General features: G+C 61.9%; 17 protein-coding genes. 4 read left to right on the plus strand and 13 right to left on the minus strand.

Translation table 11 applies throughout. The features are described 5' to 3' along the window. Nucleotides 1-5 precede the first annotated feature (5 nt). The 11 genes from HMPREF3101_RS03560 to HMPREF3101_RS03610 all read right to left on the minus strand — a co-directional run bounded on the left by HMPREF3101_RS03560 (nucleotide 6) and on the right by HMPREF3101_RS03610 (nucleotide 13,517). On the minus strand, nucleotides 6-1,343 hold the full coding sequence (locus HMPREF3101_RS03560) for an ATP-binding cassette domain-containing protein (RefSeq protein WP_070462627.1): 1,338 nt from the start codon (nucleotides 1,341-1,343) through the stop codon (nucleotides 6-8). Beyond that, on the minus strand, nucleotides 1,330-2,103 hold the full coding sequence (locus HMPREF3101_RS03565; RefSeq protein ID WP_070462629.1) for an ABC transporter permease: 774 nt from the start codon (nucleotides 2,101-2,103) through the stop codon (nucleotides 1,330-1,332). The genes HMPREF3101_RS03560 and HMPREF3101_RS03565 overlap by 14 nt, the downstream gene beginning before the upstream one ends. Continuing rightward, nucleotides 2,100-3,005, minus strand: a complete 906-nt coding sequence (locus HMPREF3101_RS03570; RefSeq protein WP_070462631.1) for an ABC transporter permease — start codon at nucleotides 3,003-3,005, stop codon at nucleotides 2,100-2,102. Before HMPREF3101_RS03570 ends, HMPREF3101_RS03565 begins: the two co-directional genes overlap by 4 nt. Next, complete coding sequence (locus tag HMPREF3101_RS03575; RefSeq protein ID WP_070462632.1) at nucleotides 3,002-4,432, minus strand: ABC transporter substrate-binding protein; 1,431 nt, start codon at nucleotides 4,430-4,432, stop codon at nucleotides 3,002-3,004. Before HMPREF3101_RS03575 ends, HMPREF3101_RS03570 begins: the two co-directional genes overlap by 4 nt. Beyond that, on the minus strand, nucleotides 4,432-5,217 hold the full coding sequence (locus HMPREF3101_RS03580; protein ID WP_070462633.1) for a GntR family transcriptional regulator: 786 nt from the start codon (nucleotides 5,215-5,217) through the stop codon (nucleotides 4,432-4,434). Before HMPREF3101_RS03580 ends, HMPREF3101_RS03575 begins: the two co-directional genes overlap by 1 nt. 44 nt (nucleotides 5,218-5,261) lie before the next feature. Beyond that, entirely contained in the window at nucleotides 5,262-6,245 is a 984-nt protein-coding gene (locus HMPREF3101_RS03585) for an LLM class flavin-dependent oxidoreductase (RefSeq protein ID WP_070462634.1), read from the minus strand. Nucleotides 6,246-6,255: 10 nt separating this feature from the next. Then, nucleotides 6,256-7,635, minus strand: coding sequence for a branched-chain amino acid transport system II carrier protein (gene brnQ / locus HMPREF3101_RS03590; protein WP_070462641.1), 1,380 nt, complete (start codon nucleotides 7,633-7,635; stop codon nucleotides 6,256-6,258). 82 nt (nucleotides 7,636-7,717) lie between these two features. Beyond that, nucleotides 7,718-8,794 carry a phosphotransferase gene (locus HMPREF3101_RS03595; protein ID WP_070462643.1) on the minus strand — a complete coding sequence of 359 codons (1,077 nt, stop codon included), beginning with the start codon at nucleotides 8,792-8,794 and terminating at the stop codon, nucleotides 7,718-7,720. Beyond that, nucleotides 8,791-10,512, minus strand: coding sequence for a maltose alpha-D-glucosyltransferase (gene treS, locus HMPREF3101_RS03600; RefSeq protein WP_070462646.1), 1,722 nt, complete (start codon nucleotides 10,510-10,512; stop codon nucleotides 8,791-8,793). Before treS ends, HMPREF3101_RS03595 begins: the two co-directional genes overlap by 4 nt. Nucleotides 10,513-10,518: 6 nt before the next feature. Beyond that, nucleotides 10,519-11,640: a MalY/PatB family protein gene (locus tag HMPREF3101_RS03605; RefSeq protein WP_070462647.1), complete on the minus strand. Its 1,122-nt coding sequence runs from the start codon at nucleotides 11,638-11,640 to the stop codon at nucleotides 10,519-10,521. A gap of 20 nt (nucleotides 11,641-11,660) precedes the next feature. Beyond that, nucleotides 11,661-13,517 carry an ABC transporter ATP-binding protein gene (locus tag HMPREF3101_RS03610; protein WP_070462703.1) on the minus strand — a complete coding sequence of 619 codons (1,857 nt, stop codon included), beginning with the start codon at nucleotides 13,515-13,517 and terminating at the stop codon, nucleotides 11,661-11,663. A gap of 72 nt (nucleotides 13,518-13,589) precedes the next feature. Between HMPREF3101_RS03610 and HMPREF3101_RS03615 the strand changes: the two genes are divergently transcribed. Both HMPREF3101_RS03615 and idi read left to right on the plus strand, forming a co-directional pair. Further along, nucleotides 13,590-14,120 (plus strand): hypothetical protein, encoded by a 531-nt coding sequence (locus HMPREF3101_RS03615; protein WP_070462649.1) that lies wholly within the window; start codon nucleotides 13,590-13,592, stop codon nucleotides 14,118-14,120. Further along, nucleotides 14,120-14,677 (plus strand): isopentenyl-diphosphate Delta-isomerase, encoded by a 558-nt coding sequence (gene idi, locus HMPREF3101_RS03620; RefSeq protein ID WP_070462650.1) that lies wholly within the window; start codon nucleotides 14,120-14,122, stop codon nucleotides 14,675-14,677. The genes HMPREF3101_RS03615 and idi overlap by 1 nt, the downstream gene beginning before the upstream one ends. Here idi and HMPREF3101_RS03625 read toward each other — a convergent pair whose 3' ends face one another. After that, complete coding sequence (locus HMPREF3101_RS03625) at nucleotides 14,678-15,922, minus strand: alpha/beta fold hydrolase (RefSeq protein WP_070462651.1); 1,245 nt, start codon at nucleotides 15,920-15,922, stop codon at nucleotides 14,678-14,680. It lies immediately after the preceding gene. A 42-nt stretch (nucleotides 15,923-15,964) separates the two neighbouring features. Between HMPREF3101_RS03625 and HMPREF3101_RS03630 the strand changes: the two genes are divergently transcribed. Further along, the gene (locus tag HMPREF3101_RS03630; RefSeq protein WP_070462654.1) at nucleotides 15,965-17,944 is read left to right on the plus strand and encodes a M3 family metallopeptidase; all 1,980 of its coding nucleotides are present in this window, start codon (nucleotides 15,965-15,967) and stop codon (nucleotides 17,942-17,944) included. A gap of 10 nt (nucleotides 17,945-17,954) precedes the next feature. Continuing rightward, nucleotides 17,955-18,116 carry a hypothetical protein gene (locus tag HMPREF3101_RS12065; protein WP_168160150.1) on the plus strand — a complete coding sequence of 54 codons (162 nt, stop codon included), beginning with the start codon at nucleotides 17,955-17,957 and terminating at the stop codon, nucleotides 18,114-18,116. Here HMPREF3101_RS12065 and malQ read toward each other — a convergent pair. Next, on the minus strand, nucleotides 18,113-20,257 hold the full coding sequence (gene malQ, locus HMPREF3101_RS03635; protein ID WP_070462705.1) for a 4-alpha-glucanotransferase: 2,145 nt from the start codon (nucleotides 20,255-20,257) through the stop codon (nucleotides 18,113-18,115). The two genes, HMPREF3101_RS12065 and malQ, sit on opposite strands and share 4 nt — an antisense overlap. Nucleotides 20,258-20,261 lie beyond the last annotated feature (4 nt).

The raw sequence follows: 20,261 nt of genomic DNA on the forward strand, positions 1-20,261 counted from the left end.
GCGCCCTAGCCTGTAATGACGGAACGAATCAGCTCACGGGTGTATTCGTGTTGCGGGTTCGCCCAGATCTCCTCGGTGTTGCCGTGCTCCACAATCCGACCCGCCTGCATCACGGCGAGGCGCGGGCAGATTTCACGAACCACAGCAAGGTCGTGGGTGATGAAGATGAGGGTGTTGGTGTTCACGGTGGAGCTAATCAGCGAAAGCACCTGCGCACGCAGCGACACGTCCAGCGCGGAGACCGGCTCATCTGCCAGCAGCACGTCGGGACGTGGGGCGGCGGCGCGCGCAATTGAGATGCGCTGGCGCTGGCCGCCGGAGAACTCCCGCGGCAGGCGATCGCCAGTACCCGCCAGGTCAACGGCGTTGAGCACTTCCTCGGCGCGCGCCGCATCCACTCCGGCTTCACGGATGGAGTCGCGCACCTTCATGCGCGGATTCAGCGAGGAATACGGGTCCTGGAAGACCATCTGCATCCGTCCGCGTGTGTGTACGGTGCCGGAATCCGGCTTCAACAACCCTGCGATCGTGTGGATGAGCGTGGTTTTGCCGAAGCCGGAGCCGCCGACGATGCCGAGGCGCTCACCGTCGTGAACTGTCAGTGTCACACCGTCAAGTGCCTGCGTGTTGCCGCGGCGCAGCGACACGTCACGCAGCTCAATGACTGGCTCACCCAGCACGGTAGGCGAGGCGGGTGCGCCGGGTTTCGCCGCAGCTGCCAGCGTCTGCGCGTACTCGGAGTCGCCCGCGACGATTTCGCCGCCGCGAAACACCAGCTGACGCGTAGTCATCCGGCGTACCACAGCCAGATCGTGCGAGATGAAGATCAGGCCCATGTCGCGCTCACGCACCAGCCGGTCAATCAGGTCGAGGATTTGGGCTTGGGTGGTGGCGTCGAGGGCGGTAGTGGGTTCGTCGCAAATCAGAAAGTCCGGGTTTTGCTTCAGCGCAAGCGCGATCAGTACGCGCTGGCGCTGGCCGCCGGACAGCTGGTGCGGGTATGCCTCGGGGCGGTCCACACCAACTTCGAGCAGCAGCTCGCGCGGCACGAGTTTGCCCACCTTTGTCAGCGGGTCAAGCGCCGTCATCGGCTCTTGGAACACCATGCCCACCGTGGCACCGCGAACGCGCCGACGCACGCGGTCGGGGGTGGAGACCATCTGTGTGTCGTCGATAGTGATGGAGCCCGAAACCGGCAGGTCGGTCAGCCCCATGATGGCAAGGGCGGTCAGTGACTTGCCGGAGCCGGACTCGCCGATGATGCCGAGACGCTCGCCGCGCACCAGCTCGAAGGAAATTCCATGCAGGATGCCCTCAATGCGCAGATCCTTAACGACGATCACGCGAACCCCCAATCACATTCAATCCCAACACCGTCAACACAATTGTCAAACCGGGCCACAGTGCCAAATGCCATGCGGTAGCCAGGTACGGCTGCGAGGCTTGCAGCATCCGTCCCCAAGAAGCGAACGGGGCTGGCGCACCCAGGCCAAGAAACGACAAGCCTGCCTCGGCCAAGATGGCAAGGGCCGCAGCCACTGTCGCCTGAGTGATCAGCAGGTGTGCGATATTCGGCAACACATGCCGCCACGCAATCACGGGACCAGGCACCCGCGCCATGCGGGCGGCCAAAATGTAGTCTTGGCTGAGCACCTGCAGCGTGCCCACGCGAGCCACGCGTACAAAGCCAGGGATACCGGCGATGCCGATGGCCAGCACCACGATCCAGACCGACGCGCCGAACACGGCGGTAAACACAATCGCCAAAAGCAGCGCGGGGAAGGCCAGCAGCAGGTCGTTTGCGCCCATAACTACGCGCCCGGCACGTGTGTGCATGCCCGCCCAGATCCCTAGCGGAATACCCACGAGCGCGGAGATGGCCACCGCCCCTACAACTACGGCCATGGTCAGGCGCGCCCCGGACATGATGCGCGACAGTACGTCGCGGCCCAGCTCGTCGGTGCCCATGAGGTGCTGGAGGCTGGATCCCTGCAGGCGTACCAACGGGTCGGCTTGCAGCGGGTCGTAGGGCGTCCAGACCAACGACAACAGCCCAAGCACAATCATCAGGCCGACAATGACAAACCCTGCGGTGCGTTTCATCGACGGCTCCTTGGGTCAATGGCGGCGTACAGAAGGTCAACGATCAGGTTGATAACCAGCGTGAACGCCACCAGCAGCATCATCACGGTTTGCACGGTGGTCAGGTCGCGGTTGCCCACGGAATCCAGCAGCAGCGACCCTAACCCAGGCACCGCAAACACGCGCTCAACCACCACGGCGCCGACGATCATGGTGGACAGTTGCAGGCCCGTCACGGTCAGCACGGGCAGTGCGGCGTTGCGCAAAACGGAACGATAGAGCACTTCGCTTATCGACGCCCCCTGGCTCCTTCCCGTACGCACATAATCCTTGCCCATCTCTTCTGCCACAGCCGAGCGCACGTAGCGGGTCAGAATCGCCGACTGCACTAAGGCCAGCGAAAACACTGGCAACACGGCGTGGGCGGGGGTGCCCCAGCCGCCGGCGGGCAGCCAACCGAGCCGCACGGAGAACGCGCTGACCGCCAGGATGCCGACGAGGAACGAGGGCACCGCAATGCCCACCTGGGTGAGCCCGGAGAGCACCGCGTTTGGTGTACGCGCCAAGTGGATGCCCAGGGGAACTGCGGTGATGATCGCCAGCAGCATGGCAAGGATGGTCAGTGTCAGGGATACCCCGGCGCGCTCCCAGATGGTGCTAGTAATCTCGCGCCCCGAGGACATCGAGATGCCGAAGTTGCCCGTGAGCATGTTTGTGACCCAGTCGAAGTACTGGACAACCAAGGGGCGGTCCGTGCCCAGGCGCGTGGCTAGCTCCGCAACTGCTTCCTCGGTGGCAGTAACGCCAAGGGCGATGCGCGCCGGGTCGCCCGGCACTGCGCGCAGAAGCACGAAAATAATCACGCTTGCCGCGACCATGAGCGCGACAAAGCGGGCAACGCCTCGGGTAAAGCCGTTTCTCATTCCTCCACCTCGATGTCTGCCAGGGGCAGGGAATCTGTCACCACGTTCGGATCTACCCCGCTAATGCCCGGGCGGGTGAGCACAATGTTGGGGGCGTTGACCAAGGTCAAGGCTCCGGCGTCATCCATGATCTGGTCCACGGCCAAGCGCATGCTTTCCACATCACCTGCGGTGATCAGCTCGCGGGCGTGTTCGTTGTCGTAGCCCAGGTAGTAGTCCGGGTTGCCAAACAGGTTCGGGATATCGCGCGGCTCAACGTGCGCGATAATCGACGCCTGATAATCCGCCCCCTTCAACACCTTGGACAACCACACCGCCGGGAACTCGACGGTTTCGAGGTTGACTACAAAACCAACGTCACGCAGCTGCGAGAAAATCAGTTCCGCCGCCGTCTGCGCATAGGGCAGCGATGGCACCGTGATCGTGATCTCGGGTGTGCGGCCGGCAAGCAGCTCGCGGGCCTTGTCCGGGTCGAAGGGGTAGTAGTTGCGGTTGCTAAACCACGGATCCGTTGGCGGGACAGGGGCGCCACCGGTGTCGGTGGCCAGGCCGTTGTACACCACCTGGTTGAGCGCATCACGGTCGATGGCGTAGGCCACAGCGCGGCGAACATCCGGATCATCAAAAGGAGCGGCGTTGTTGTTCATACTGAGCAGCACCTCGCCGTTGGTGGTGCCCACCTGCACGCCGATGTCGTCCGGCAGTGCATCCAAAAGCTGTGGCGCCTGCATCGCCCACACCACATCCACATCACCGGCGCGCAGCGCGTTAACGGAGCTTGCCGCATCAGCGAAGTAGCGGATTTGCGCATCCCTGCGTTTTTCATCGCGCGCCTTAAACGTAATCGCCGTGCCCTCATCAAACCGCGCCACCGTATACGGGCCGGTGCCCAACGGGTCGGTTGCAAGGCGAGGAATCGAGTCCTCACACATCATCGCGCCCGTCAACGTGGCCATGGACCAGAGCCAGGGTTCGCTGGGTGCCGAGAGGGTGACTTGCAGCGTAGCGCTATCAAGAGCGAGTGCCTCTGCAACGGGATCCATCTGGGCCTTCAGCCCGTTGGTCCACTCGTTTTTCACATAATTGATGGAAAACACCGCATCATGCGCAGTAAACGGTGATCCGTCAGAAAAGGTCACGCCCTCTTTCAGATGGAACGTGTACACCGTGCCGTCATCACTGACGTCCCAGGATGTGGCTAGGTTGGGCTGTGGGGTGCCCGTTGCGTCGATACGCACGAGCGTCTCATACACATTGCCAACCAACGCCTGCGGCGCCGCAGCACCGCCAACCGTAGTGAAATCCAAACTTGCTGGCGGTGCGGAAGCTGCCACAGTCAGCATGTTGCTTGCCGGCGTGGACGCCCCACATCCAGCAAGCAACACCCCAACCGCAGTCAACGCGCCGGCGATCCGAGCGCCCCGCATCAGCCGATCTGCTCTGGTTCTAGCTCAATCCACAACGGTGAGGAATGACCGCGCACAATATTTAACCCGAAGGTCAACTGCTCCGTGCTGTAACGCTGCACCGAATACTCCACCGGAGCACCCGTGTGCGTAAACGCACGCAACTCAATCTCAAGCAATGGCGCGCCTACCGGCAACTGCAACGCCTCAGCCTGCTCCTCGGTAGCAGGAGTGACACGAGCCTTGCGCGAAATATTGTTGTAGTTCACACCATTGCGCATCAGCTCGCGGTGGAACGATTCCGCGTTCGGATCCACGCTCAACACCGTCGAGGAGACAGAGGGTGAGAAGTAAATCTCCTCCACCACCACCGGGTGATCGTTGGCGGTGCGAATGCGGCGCAGCGTTACCACCGTCTTGGTGTCATTGAGCCACAGCGCTTCTGCAATATGGTCGTTTGCCTGGTGGAGGCCAAACTCCTGCAAAACCTGGCCCGGGATCTTGCCCATTTGCGCCACGCGGCTAGCGGTACACAGCACTTCCTCAAACGATTCCGTGCGCGTGTTGGATAAGACGATTGAACGACGTCCCCGACCCGAGGAAATCAACCCCTCACTACGCAGCGTGGCCACAGCCTGACGCACTGGCCCCCGCGAGGTAGCAAATTGTTCACACAGCTCAGCCTCAGACGGCAGCGACTTACCAACCGGGATACGGCCTGCGAAAATCTCGTCGCGCAGGTAGCTAGCGATTTCTTGGTGCTGCTGCGGCCGCCGTAAGGGGGTATTGGGGACGGATTCAGTCACGCCTTACCTCTTTCCAGGTCAAACCATTTGGTGTGTGAAGAATACTATTGCATTGATGTTGCAACAATGCCCATAGTATGGACAGTTTCTTCAAACGTAGGTGCCTGTACGGAAATCATCAGCTCATCTGCCTTCGCGTGCTCTCTAAAACATTGCAGGTATTCCCGCACCTCGGTGCCTGTACCTTTTGCGGTGTAGCGCAACATATCCGTAATTTGGCGCCCCTGATAGGAATGAATAATTTGCTCCAGCTGATCATCCGAAAGGGGGGTACCGCGGCGGCCTACAAAGGCGCGAACACGTTCTTTATGAACAAGTTTTTCTTGCCTGTCCGCATCTTCCATGCTCTCGGAGGCGATCACGTTGACCGCAGCGATGCAGTAGGGCTCCGGGTAGCGCTCGGAGGGCTCGTAGTTTTCCCGGTAGTAGGTAGTCGCTTGCTCTAAGTGCTGCGGGGCGAAGTGGGAAGCAAAGGAATACGGCAAGCCCAGCTTCGCCGCCAACGAGGCGCCGAACATGGAAGAGCCAAGGATGTAGATCGGCACGTTCGTGCTTGCGCCCGGCATGGCCACAACCCCAGGCATGGGCGACTGGTTGGACATCCACGCCTGCAGCTCCAGCACATCCTGCGGGAAGTTCTCGGCCGCGCGTGGGTCACGACGCAGTGCCTGGCCTAACGTCTGCTGGTCTGTACCTGGGGCGCGGCCCAGGCCAAGGTCAATGCGCTGCGGATACATCTCTGCAAGCATGCCGAACTGCTCCGCGATCACATAGGGCGAATGGTTGGGCAGCATCACGCCGCCGGCGCCGAGTCGGATTTTCTCCGTCTTGGCACCTACGTGCGCGATCAGTACAGCTGGCGCAGAAGAGATGATCCGCGTCATGTTGTGGTGCTCGGAGTACCAGATACGCGAAAACCCCAGCGCTTCCGCTTCTTGGGCGAAGGTGACAGATCGCTCTATCGCCTTGCCCACGGACTCGCCGGGGTATCGGGTGCAAAAATCAATTAAGGAAAGGGGGGTACTCATAGCCCCGAGGCTACGTGGTAACCACCTCACCGTCGACAGCCTCGTTGGTTCCAACCACCATCGGCGGCTTTGGCTTAGCAAAGTCAATGATCAGGCCGATGACAAACGCTACTACAACTGGCAGGACCCAGCCCAAGCCTTCTGCGGCCAGTGGCGCCCAGTTCACCAGAGGTCGCAGGGCGTCGGCAGCCCACTCCTGGGCGATGAAGGTCTCGATAGCGGACCAGATCACAGCAACCCAGATCGGCAAAAACATTGCCCACGTGAAGCGGGTGCGGCTGCGGAACGCAGGCTCAACCAGGGTGACAAAGATCAGTGCAATCGCCGGCGGGTACAGGAAGCCGATCACCGGGGCGGCAACGCCCATGATGAAGCTCAGGCCCTGGGTAGCAAACACGATGGACCAAATAGTGAAGAAGACCGCCCACACCTTGTAGCTGCCGGGGAACTGCTCGGAGAAGTACTCACCAGTAGCGGTGATTAGACCAACCGCAGTGGTCAGGCAGGCAAGGAGCACGACCAAAGAGAAGATGATCTGGCCCGCGGTACCCATGGTCAGGTTCGCGGCATCTGCCAAAAGGCCCGCGCCGTTGTCGTACTCGCCGCCGGTCGGGATAACACGGCCGATGCCGCCCAGGCCCAGGTAGACCAGTGCCAACATGAGGCCAGCGCCAAAGCCAGCGATGATGGTGCCGCGGACAATCTCGCCACCTTCAGAAAAACCCTTCATGCGCAGGGTGGAGATGATCACGATGGAAAACGCCAAGGCGGCGATGGAGTCCATGGTCAGGTAGCCCTCGAGCAGGCCAGCGGTAAACGCGCCGTCTGCGTACTGCTCGCCGGGGGTGCTCGGCTCGGCGTCCCAGCGGAACAGCGAGCCGACGATCATAACGATCAGCAGGATCACCAGAGCCGGAACCAAGAATTTGCCCAGCTTGTCCATGATGGTGGAGGGGTTCCATGCCAGGGCCAGGGCGGCGCCGAAGAACAGCAGGTTGAACACTGCGGACGCGGCTGTACCCTCAATGCCAAACAGTGGGGTGATGGCGGTCTCCATTGATACCGCGCCGGTACGCGGCAACGCGTAGAACGCACCGATGGACAGGTACGCCAGAATGGGGAACAGGACGCCGAAGACGGTGCCGGCGCGCTGGGACAGGTCGCGTACGGAAGCACCCGAGAGCGCAATAGCAATCACAGCGAGCACCGGCAGGAGGGCACCGGTGCCGAGGAAGCCTAAAATTGCGGGCCAGAAGTTGTCGCCCGCCTGAACGGCAAGCATCGGCGGGAAGATCAGGTTGCCCGCGCCAAAGAACATGGAAAAGAGCGCGAGCGAGGTGATCGCGATGGTCTTTCCAGACCCGCTCCGCGTGACTGCGATTGAGCCCATAATTGCCTCCTAGGAGTTAGCTGTGATGCATAGGATGCGGCTCACAGTACACTCCAAGGAGTAATTTGGGAAATAGATTCCACTAGGTGGACAGTAACTGTGTGATCGCAGTCAGCGGAATGTCCACCCAATCCGGGCGGTTGTTGGCCTCATACACCACCTCGTAGGCGGCCTTATCCGCAACATACGCCGCCAGTAACGCCTGGTCTAACTTCCCATAGCCGGCCAGCAACCCATCACGCATCTCAGATTCCCACGATTGCGAAAGCTCACCCACGGCACGCGCGTAGCCAAACGAGCGCACCATGCCGGCGACATCTCGCAAAGCCACGTCTTTCCTACGACGCTCCGCCAACGGGCGCGCCGGTTCCCCTTCGAAGTCGATGAGGTGCCACAACGGGGCGTCGTAAAGCGTCTGGCCCAAATGCAGATCCCCATGCACGCGCTGCACGTCCACATCCTGGGTGCCTAGCGCGGCATACAACGCCCGCAGGCCCGGCTCGAACTCACGCAACACCGACGCGCGCTCCAGATACGCATCCAGGTTGGCATCAAGCTGCGCGCGAATGGCCGAACCAGCACGCTTTTCCACACCAAACTCCGACGCCAACGACGCGTGCACACTGCCAATCGCCTCACCCAACGCACGCGCATCCACAGCACCCAGTGACCCTGCGGTAGCCAGCACAAAGCCGTCGGTGCCGCCAACCAGCTCCTGCTGCATCGCAAGCGTGCGGCCATCCAGCGTGACGTAGCCCGTCACCTTCGCCACGTGCTTGTTCTCAATGCGGCTTAAGAGCTCCACGTCCGGGTTCAGTCCGTCTTCCAGCTTGCGAAAGACCTTCACAATCGTGTTGCCAACAATCAGGTTGGTGTTGGATTGCTCCGCACCCATCGGACGCACATCACCCCCGCGCAGCTGCCCGTGCACCTGCCCAAGCTGCGCCATGTGCTCCACGTACGTTTGCGCACCGTAGGTGGTGGCGAGGATGTCGCGTGTGCCGTCGTGAAGCAGCTGATAGCACTCACGGTGAGTGCCCAAATCCAGGGTCACAATCTCCCAGGTATAAGAGCCGAGGGCTTTATGCTTATCGACGCCCCCGCCAACCACCCGACCCGCCTTCGACCCAAAAAACCGCTCCTTGGTGATATCGATCATGCTGAAATATCGAACCAGAAGAAACCGTGCGGCGCGAGTGTGACAAGCCACGGCAACTCACCAATCGCCGGGAACTCCACGCTGCCTGACAGCTCACGCGGCACAATGCCGTTGTATTGCGCAAGCTCCATCTCCACAGGCTGCGGGCGCGAGGACATATTGTGCACGCACAAAATACGCTCCGTGCGGCCCGTCTCATCCGTGTACTCGCGGATAAACGCCAGCACCTGCTCGTTACCGTGCTCAACCTCAATGTAGGAGCCGCGGCCGAACGCTTTGTACTGCTTGCGCACATGCACCAACGTGCGCACCCAATGCAGCAGGGAATTCTCCTGCTTCATCTGGCTCTCCGCGTTCACAATGTGGTATCCATACTGGTCATTGCGCACTGGCGGCAGGTAGAGACGCTCCGGGTCGGCGGAGGAAAAACCGCCGTTGCGGTCATTCGACCACTGCATCGGGGTACGTACCCCGTCGCGGTCGTAGAGCCAGATGTTGTCGCCCATGCCAATCTCATCGCCGTAGTACATAAACGGCGAACCCGGCAGCGACAGCAACAACGCGTGGGCGAGCTGCAAACGATCACGATGCCCACCCAACAGCGGTGCCAGGCGGCGACGGATACCCACATTGGCGCGCATCCGCGGATCAAACGCGTAGTGCTTGTACATGTACTCGCGCTCTTCCTCAGTGACCATTTCAAGCGTCAGCTCATCATGGTTGCGCAGGAAAATGCCCCACTGCGCGGACTCCGGGATCGCTGGGGTCTGGCGCAAAATGTCAATGATTGGCTGCGCGTTTTCCATGTGCAGCCCCATAAAGATGCGCGGCATGACAGGGAAGTGGAACGCCATCTGGCACTCATCGCCCTTGCCGTGGGTACCCTCACCGAAGTACTCCACTACCTCATGCGGCAGCTGATTCGCCTCAGCCAGCAAGAAGCGGCCCGGGTACTCCTCATCAAACATCCTGCGTACGCGTTTGATGAACTGGTGCGTCTCCGGCAGGTTCTCACTCGAGGTGCCCTCGCGCTCAAACAAATACGGAATAGCATCCAGGCGGATACCATCCATACCCAGATCCAGCCAGAAGCGAATCACGTCCAGAATCTCTTCTTGTACGCGCGGATTGTCGTAGTTCAAATCCGGCTGGTGCGAGAAGAAACGGTGCCAGAAGTACTGCTTGCGCACCGGGTCAAACGTCCAGTTGGACTCCTCCGTATCAATGAAGATGATGCGGGTGCCTGCGTACTTTTCCGGGTCATCTGTCCACACGTAGTAATCGCCGTAGGCACCATCCGGGTCCGTACGCGAGGCTTGGAACCACGCGTGCGAATCGGAAGTGTGATTAATCGGGAAGTCCGTGATGATGCGGATGCCGCGTTTATGTGCGGCGTCGATAAGTGAAACAAAGTCCTCAACCGTGCCAAACTCCGGCAGCACCTTGCGGAAGTCCCGGATGTCATATCCGCCGTCGCGCAGAGGCGAATCATAAAACGGCGGGATCCACAGACAATCCACACCCAACCACTGCAGGTAATCCAGCTTTTCCTCTAAACCCTTCAGCGTGCCGGAACCCGAACCGTCCGGGTCATAAAAGGCGCGCACAAGCACCTCATAAAACACGGAATCCTTGTACCACTCCGGGTCCGGACGCTGCCACGGCTGCTCAGCAGGGGTAGGCGTAAGAAAATCAGTTGCCTGAGGGGTTTGCTCCATAGCCAGTCAGCGTAGCCGGATGGCCTGGGCGATGAGCTCGACGGCCTGCCGCAAAATCTCCGGGCTGGTAGCAAAGTTCATCCGCGCCTTGTGCTCACCGCCAGGGCCGAAATCCGCGCCCTCATTCATGGCCACCTTTGCATGCTCCAGCAGCCAGGCGGCTGGGCGCGGATCGTCGAGTTCCGTGTCGCTGAAATCCAGGAACATCAGATACGTCGCGGCCGGAACCTCGAACGTAATGCCCGGCACCGCCTCCGGCAGGTGGGTGACAAGCCAATCGCGGTTGGCCTTCAGCTGCGCCACCTCCTCATCGAGGAACTCACGGCCGTGGTCGTAGCACGCCTCCGCAGCGGCGATCCCAAGCGTGCCCACACCGTCCTTCAGTACTGGGTTGATGCGCTGCCAAATGGCCACGTCTTCATCGTTGGAGAACATCATCTGCGCGCACTTCAGTCCCGCGACGTTCCACGCCTTCGAAGTCGCCGTCACCGTAATGCACACATCCGGGTTGTTCGCCGCCGCGCACACGTGCTGACCATCCAGCACAAGCGGGGCGTGGATCTCATCTACAATCACGCGCCCGCCGTAGCGGCGCGCCACATCACAAATGGCCTCCAGCTCAGCCTCGCTGAAAATCCAGCCGCCCGGGTTGTACGGGTTGGTCACAATGATGCTGCCCGCGCCCTGCGTAAACGCCTCCTCGATCTCTGCCAGATCCAGGCCCGGGGTGCTTGCAACGTTGATACGCTCGCGCCCGGCGGCATCAGCAATGTCCAGGAACGGGAAATACGCTGGCACCGGCACAATCACCGGGCCTTGCGTGAAGTGCTCGATGGCCAGCAGCACGCCGCGCACTACGTCCGCCACCGGGAATACGCGCGCAGGCTCCGGGCGCCAGCCGTAGCGCGACGCGTAGAAATCCGACACCGCTTGCCCCAAACGATGCGCGTCCGGCGCCGGTGTGTACCCAAACATCTCGCGCTCACAGGCCTGAACAATCGCATCTTTGACCGCAGGTGCGGTGGGGAAGTCGCTTTCCGCGATGAACATGGGGATAACGTCATCGCCGTAGACGGTCCATTTGCGGGTGCCGCGGGCCCTTAAAGTATCCAGGTCCAGAAACTGCATGCGCCCTACGCTAGCGCGCCTTAGACGTCTTCGTCCTCATCCTCATCGGGGCTCATGCTTTCCGACGCAAACCCAAACGCCCTCAACCTCCTACGATCCTCCGCAGACGAGGACGCAGTCAGCTTCAACAGCTCCGAATAAATACCTCCGGAGACCGCCAACTCAGCAGGCGAGCCGATTTCGTCGATGCGGCCGTTACGAAGCGTGATGATCGTGTCTACACCCGCAATGGTGGACAAGCGGTGCGCAATCATGATGGTGGTGCGGCCTTCCATCAACTCGTCCAACCCAGCCTGCACGGCGCGCTCCGCCTTGGTGTCTAAGGCGGAGGTCGCCTCGTCCAGAATCAGAATCGGCGCATCCTTCAACATGGCGCGCGCCACCGCCACACGCTGGCGCTGTCCGCCGGACAGACGCAAACCGCGCTCACCAATCACCGTGTCGTAGCCGTCGGTGAACTTCATGATGAAGCCGTGCGCGTTGGCACGCTTTGCCACCGCCACAACCTCCTCCAGCGTGGCCTCCGGCTTGCCGTACGCAATGTTTTCAAACACAGAGCCCGAAAACAGCGCAGCCTCCTGAAACACCACACCGGTTGTGGCGCGCAGCTTCTCCACGTCCAACTCGCCCAGCTCTTCACCGCATACCTCAAGGCGACCCTGAGTTACCGGATACAAGCCCAAAAGCAGGTTGACAATTGTGGACTTGCCCCCACCAGACTCGCCAACCAGGGCGATTTTTTCGCCTTTGTGGGCGGAAAACGTGACGTCGTGAAGCACAGGCTCCCCAGGCGTGTAGGCGAAAGTAACCTGATCAAACGCAACCACCGGCTCACGCACCGGCAGTGGGGTCTGCTGGGTGCGTGTCACCTCCGGCATGTCGGAAGCCTCAGTGGCCGGAACCAGCTGGTGGTTCGCAGTCGGCTCCACCGGCTCATCCATCACCTTGAAGTAGTCGCGCGAACCCGCAATCGCCCGCTGCGCCGAATCCACAATCCAACTCATCATGATCACCGGCTGACGCGCCATAGTCACCATCTGAATCAGCATCACCATCTCACCGATAGTGAAAAAGCCGTTCAGCGTCCGCGTGAACACAATCAGATAAATGCCCAGGAAGATCAGGTTCATGGCCACGCCGCGTGCCGTGTCCATCGAATGCCACCAGCGCGACTGCGGACGCGTAATCTCCACCGTATTGGTGTAGTGGCGGCCGAAGCTCTCCAGCTCACGCACCTCAGCGCCATACGACTTGGTCACCTTCACCTGGCCCACAACCTCGGCGAAACGGCCGTTGCCCTCATCGATGTTGGCGTTCTTTTCCTGCTCAAACACCTGCCAGCGTTTCGACGTGAGCGCAGTCAACCACGTATACAACGGAAACAGCAACGCCAAAAGCACCGTCAGCGGCCAGTAGTAGTAGGCAGTGATGCCCAAAATGGCCACCACCTGAAGCAGCATTGGCAAGAAGGTATTAGTAAAGGACTGGATAAACTGCGTGACGTTCGCAATCGAACGATCCAGCCGCGCGATGATCGTGCCCGTGACCTGGCCGTCAAAATACGACTGTGGCAGTGCCAGAAGCTTTGCAAAATAGCGCGTAGACAACACCTGGCGAATACGCGCCACCATCACATCCCCGAGGTAGCCAGCCACGTTTCGCAACAGCGTCGCGCCTGCCTCCGCGGCGAACAACCCCACCGCCAGCCACACGACGGTGCGGACCGCGCCGCCGTCCACAATCGTGTCCGTGGCCTCACGGAGCCAAAACGGACTGAGCAAACTCAACCCCGCAACGGCAGAAGAAACCACCACCACCGCAAGATAGAACGGCCAAAGCGTTGAGGCGCTGCGCAGAACGCGGATGATCGGCTGCATGATGGTCCACACTAGCCCGGGCTGTAGGATTGCCTGCAAACTCACAACGATGGATTTTGGAGCGTCGCCTACATGTCCCACCGCCGAAAACTTGCGGTTTTCAGCCTGCTGCTGCCGCTTGCCGCCTGCACTGCCCCCGGAGAAAACGACGTTGACCCGGAGGCCGTCACCCCCACCAGCACGATCGGGCGACCTGCGGAGACCTTCGCAAGCTCTGAGGTTGAGCCCGTGCCAAGTACGGAGATCAACGGCGAGCGCGTCAAGGATCCCGCCATGGACTTGTCGTACAAATGGCAGGGATCTAGCTACGCTCCGGGCGGCGGCACCGTGGTCGTGGTTGCGGTGACCAATGAGTCGGATGCGCCGATGCCTGTAAACGCGTTGAAACCCACGCTGAAGTACAACGCCGGCGGTGGGGAGATGCGCACCGCTGAGACGCTGACCGCGGATGCGGCTGGCGTAGACATAGTTGGTCTTGACCTGCCACTTGGTCCTGGTGCGACGGTGAACGCCAAGTACGCGTTCAACGTGTCCACGGGCAACCTGTGGGACGCGCAGTTCACCATCGGCAACGTCACGTTCCAAGGGAATCTGAATAACTAATGCGCGAAGAAGTAACCCTGCTCAGTGACAGCGGATCCCCGATCGGAACCGCGGACAAGGCCGAAGTCCACACCGGTGACACCCCGCTGCACCTCGCCTTTTCCTGCTGGCTGTTCAACGAGGACGGCCAGCTGCTGCTCACACGGCGCGCACTGGGGAAGAAAACGTGGCCCGGGGTGTGGACGAACTCCTTTTGCGGCCATCCCGGCCCCGGCGAGGACGTGCCGGCGGCTATCTTGCGTCGCTCTGTAGAGGAGCTGCGCCTACCGGCCGGTGCCGTGCTGGACGTAACCCCGGTGCTGCCCGAGTTTCGTTACCGTGCGGTGGATTCTTCCGGCATCGTGGAGTACGAGATCTGCCCGGTCTACTCAGCACGCTTGGCGCCGGGCCATGAGGCATTGGACCCGAACCCAGACGAGGTGGATGCGTGGCACTGGGCGGATCCGGCAGATGTTGTTCGCGCGGCGGACGCAACCCCGTTCGCGTTCTCGCCGTGGCTGGTTGAAGAGCTGGCGGATCCGCGGCTGCGCGCCGTGCTGGAACGCGCAGGGCGTTAGTTACTCATTGAACGCCGTACGCACGCCGCCTAACGGATCCTCCACGACCGACGTCGTGTCCGAGCTCAGCGAGGCGCGCAGAACCCTTCGGCCGGGGAGGTAGGTGGGCCAGTCAGCGTGGCCGCTGCGGATGTAGTTGTAGATGACCTGGCCGATGTGGGTTCCAGGCTCCCCAAAGAGCGCATCCAGCTCACAACTGTGGCCAAGTGGGGTGTTGGCGCAGAACTCGATTTGGCGGATATCGGCAGGGCCATGCTCGCAGGCGGTATCGACCCAGCGGCGGATCAGCGCATCCGATAAGAACCTGCCCGCCAATGCATCAGGATCCGTGGCTCGTGCCGCATTGATGTAGGCGCGCCGGGCTGCGTCGCCTTTGGCGCCGAATAAGCGGCCGAAGCAGCGGATAAACGTGGCACCGAACGCGTTGAACCCCTCGCCGGAGTGGTGGAACTCCTCGCGGGTGGAGGTGACCACGATTGGGACCTCGGCAAGTTCTGCAGGATTGAACGGTGCGGGGCCAAGCGCAACGTCGTGGAAGTACTGGGTGCGGAAGCGCTGGTAGGCGCGTTCGATAGCGTCCGGTCGGCGCCCGGCGTATGCGTTGAGCACCTGGCGTGTCAGCGGCTTGCCAATTGCCCCGCGCGCCGCCCACTTGCGCTTTGCAAACGGAGTTCGCGGAAACGCGGGAGACAGCGCCAGCACGCGCCGGAACGCTCCCTGGAAGTGGTCGCGGCGCGCCAACCAGAGCGCCAGCGCCGCGCCTGCTGAGTGCCCGACCAAGGTGACGTTGGTTGGGTCACCGCCGAAGTGCTCGATGTTGCGCTGCACCCACCGCAGCGCCTCCTGGCAGTCCTCCACAGCTCGGAACGACGCATCACCGGGGAAGGGGAGCAACCCGGGAAATTTTCGACGATACCCCACCCGCACCTGCACGACCCCCTGGCTCGCAAACGCCTCTGGCCGCGAGGTGGTCTCGCAGTGGTTGCCTTCTTCGAAGCGGCCGCCATGCAGATAGACCATCACGGGGTAGTCGTCGAGGGCACGGGCTGACGCCGGGGTGGTGATGCTGAGCGCGATGGTGTCCGGGTGCGGCGTGGTGGCGTCGATAATCTGCCCCTCGGAGGCGGGCAGGGGTGGGTCGAAGGGGGCGTCGATATGCGAGTAGGGGATGGAGTGGAACTCGCGGGTGGTTGCGGTTGCGGTGCCGGTGATTGTGCCTGCGGGGCAGGTGATGGTGACGTCCATGACGGTCCAGTCTAAGTTGCATTCCAAGTAGGATCGGGTGCCATGACTGACAACCCGTTGTTGCACCCATCGAACCTGCCCTACGGTCTGCCGGACTTTGCCGCCATCACGCTCGATGACGTGCAGCCCGCGTTCACCGAAGCGTTGCGGCGCCACGCCGAAGAAATCACCACCATCACCACTGAACCCACCCCGACTTGGGAAAACACCGTCGAGGCCCTGGAGCGCTCCGGCCGCGAGCTTGAGCGCGTCACCGCCTGGTTCTTCAATCTGCAAGGCACCGACGGCAACGAGGCTTTCGACGCGGTTGCAGATGACATTGTGCCGAAGCTGTCCGCCCACCTAGACTCCATCTACCAAAATGAGGAGCTCTACCGCCGCCTGGAGGCGGTTGAGGTGCCGGCTGGTGAGGAGTCGCAGCGCCTGCATGACCTGTTGATGCGCCGCTTCCAGCGCCGTGGCGCCACGCTTGATGCGCAGGGCAAGACTCGTCTGCAGGAGATCAACCAGCGCCTGGCGGAGCTGTCGGAGCGTTTCGGGCGCAACCTGCTCGCCGACACGAAACGCCTTGCTGTGGAGTTCAGCGCGGAGGAGCTGGCGGGGCTGAGCGAGTCGCAGCGCGAGGCCTATCGCGATGGCGAGTGTTACGTGGTGCCCATCGAGCTGCCCACCACTCAGTCGTTGCAGGCTGACCTGGAGCTTCCTGCTTCTCGACGCCACCTGTTCGCCGCTTCCCGCCAACGCGGAGCCGAAACCAACCCGGCGATCATCGCCGAAACTGTGCAGTTGCGCTTGGAGCGTGCGAACCTGCTCGGGTTCGCCAGCCACGCTGATTACGTGATTGCGGAGGAAACCGCTGAAACCGCGCAGGCTGCCCGCGCGCTGGTTGCGGACCTTGCCCCGGCGGCTGCGGCGAACGCGGAAGCTGAGCGCAAACTCGCCTCCGAGCTCGCTGGCTTTGAGGTGGATGGGGCGGATTGGCCGTACTACCAGGCGCGGCGCCGTGAAGAGGAGCTGGACGTGGATGACGCCGAGTTGCGCAAGTACTTCCCGCTTGAGCAGGTGCTTGTAGACGGCGCGTTTTACGCCGCCAACCTCCTCTACGGCATCACTGTGACCAAGCGCGAGGATCTGCGCGGCTACCGGGACGACGTGGACGTGTGGGAAGTGAAAGACGCCGACGGCACCGGCATCGGCCTGCTTTTAACAGACTATTTCGCCCGCAAAACCAAGCGCGGCGGTGCCTGGATGAGCTCGTTTGTGGAACAGTCCACGCTGCTGGATACGAAGCCGGTGGTGGTCAACGTTATGAGCATCACCGACAATCTGCTCAGCGTGGACGAGGTCACCACCATCTTCCACGAATTCGGCCACGCACTGCACGGTCTGCTGTCCAACGTGCGTTACCCAACGCTCAGCGGCACGAATGTGCCTCGTGACTGGGTTGAGTTCCCCTCCCAAATCAACGAGAACTACGCGTTTGCCCCGGAGATCGTGCGCAACTACGCACGCCACGTGGACACCGGAGACGTGATCCCCGACGAACTGCTCGAAGCGGTGCGCGCTTCCCGACAGTTCGGCCAAGGTTTCGCCACCGCCGAATACTTAGCGGCCGCAGCCATCGACCTTGCGTGGCACAGCCTGGAAACCCCACCCGCGAATGATGTGGACATCGCCGAATTTGAAGCCCAGGCGCTTCGAGAGGTCGGCCTAGACATCGAAGGTCTCGAACCGCGCTACCGTTCCACCTGGTTCAACCACGTCTTCGCCGGCGGGTATTCGGCGGGCTACTACTCCTACCTGTGGGCCGAGGCTCTGGACGCTGATGGCTACCAGCTGGTTGAGGAGCGCGGCATCAACCGCGAAACCGGCCAGGCGTTCCGCGACACTATCCTGTCGCGCGGTGCCGCCCGAGACTACACGGAGGCATACCGTGCGTTCCGAGGCCGCGACAAAGACGTCCGCCCACTCCTGACCCGCCGCGGGCTCGCGGGTTCGGACGTCCACGGCCAAGGGGAGTAGCGTTACTGCCATGTCGAATCTGTCGAATCCGCAAAACACCACGCCTGAAACCCCGGCAGATGAACTGGGGAAGCGCCCGTCGAAGCGGCGCTTCCCCAAGTCTCGCGTTAGCCAGGTGATGTGGTTTCTGATCGCGATGTGCGTCGTCGCCGCCGCGATCAGCGCGCTTTAGCGCTTGCGCTGCGACGCTTCGGCGACGCGCTTGAAGAGTTCCAGGGTGGGGAGGTCTTCGATGGTAAGGGGGTTGCGCCTCGCGTCGCAAAGCGGAATGCACCAGTTGGAGTACTGCTCGTGGTTGGTGCCCGGCTGGTTTTGGATGCGGACGTCTCCAACCATATCCACCAGGTTCGTGCAGGTCATGGCGGATGGGGTGGAGGCGACAAACCGCGTCAGGCCGACCAGCACTGAGTCCACTGAGTCGACGTCGCCGTACTGGCCCAAGTCTTTGTCCAGGAAGTTGACCTTGGCTAGCGGGGTGCCGTCGAATGCGCCCTCGGCCTGCACGGCGGCAAGCACCTGGGAGATCCATACCGCATCGTTAGCGTTGAGCTCCTCTAACGTCTCGTGCACGAGGCCGAGTTTGTGGCGCAGCTCGTTGTGCGCGCCCTGGATGTAGCCGGCGGTTGGCGGCAGGTCGTGCGTGCCCACGGCGGTTAAAGACAGGTTGCGGTACTGATCCGAGGGCAGCGGCGCACCGTTCCACGGGGTGGATTCGAACCACAGGACGGTGGTGCCAAGGATGCCCTTGTCACGCAGCACGTCCTGCACCCACGGCTCGAAGGTGCCCAGGTCTTCGCCCACAACCACCGCGCCGGCGCGCTGCGCTTCGAGCGTGAGGATGCCCACCATGGCTTCGTAGTCGTAGTTCATGTAGACGCCGTCGGCGGGGGTATCCATGCGGGGGATCCAGAACAGGCGGAACAGGCCAAGCACGTGGTCGACGCGGATGCCGCCGGAGTGGCGCAGCACGGTGCGCAGCAGGTCGCGCCATGGCGCGTAGCCGGCTTCGGCGAGCGCCTGCGGGTTCCATGGTGGCTGGGACCAGTCTTGGCCGAGTTGAGAGTATTGGTCTGGTGGGGCGCCTACGGAGGCGTCGGCAACCAGAACGTCTGCAAGTGTGTGGGCGTCGGCGCCGTCGGGGTGGATGCCCACCGCCAGGTCGGTCATGATGCCGAGGCGCATGCCGGCGGCGATGGCGCGTTCTTGGGCGATGCGACGCTGCTCGTCAGCAATGAACTGCAGCCACATGTAGAAGCGTGTGGTTTCGCCGAGGTATTCGGCGCCGTCGTGGCGTGCGTTGGCGACGGTGACGGCTTGTTGCGCGCACCAGTGGGCGAATTCTGCAAGCCCTTCGCCTTCGTCGAGCATGAACAACTCGAAGTCGTCGGTGCGCTTCGGATCCTGCTCAGCCAGGTAGAACAGTTCGCGCAGCACTTGCAGTTTGGTGCCGAAGACCTCGTTGCGTTTAAGCGGTGCGGCTGAGTGGTTCATGGCTTTGAGCGGTTGGGCCATCTTGCTTATCGACGCCAACGTTTCCCCATCCAACCGCCCATACTCCGGCACAGCCTCCACGGAGATGTAGATGGGGTTAACAAAGCGCCGTGAGGTGGGCAGGTACGGCGAGTCCTCCACAGGCGGAATGGGCTGCGCGGCGTGGACGGGGTTGATCAGCAGGTAGTCCGCGCCTTCGGCGGCAACGACTTCGGCCAGGCGTGCGAGGTCTTCGAAGTCGCCCACGCCCCAGGATTGTTCTGAGCGCACGGAGTACAGCTGCGCCATGACACCCCACACGGGGTCCTGGATGCAGGACTCGTTTGTGGACAGCGTGCGCGGGGTAATGATCAGCGTGCAGCTGTCGGTGAAGTTGTCGGACTCCAGGTGTAATTCGTGCCAACCCACGGGCAGGTCGCCGGGGATGTGGAAGGTGGCTTCGCCCCACACGATGCCGTCGGCGCCGGTCACAGGTTGAGACCAGTTTTCGTCTTGATACGCGTCGCGTGAGGTGCCGTCTTCGAGCTGGATCCAGCAGTGCGCCGGGTGGCCTTCGTGGACGTGCACGTTGAAGTGGCGTTCCTCGCCTTGCGTTGCTACCACGGTTGGCGGCAGGGGGCGTGTCGCCAGCTCAAGGTGGCGGTCGTCCAGGTGGAATTGGAGTTGTTCGTCCGTCGGTGCGTCGTCAAGCGGGAGCCCTAAGGCGCGCAACAGCTTGATGAAAGACTCCCTCGGGGGTGTGGTGACCTCCCCGTTGGAATTGCGGTAGGTGGTGCCGAAGCCGTAGGCCGCGGCGAGTTCGAGCAACAAATCCCCGTTCATCACA

Origin of the sequence: Corynebacterium sp. HMSC29G08 (assembly GCF_001806875.1) — a bacterium.
GTDB lineage: Bacteria > Actinomycetota > Actinomycetes > Mycobacteriales > Mycobacteriaceae > Corynebacterium.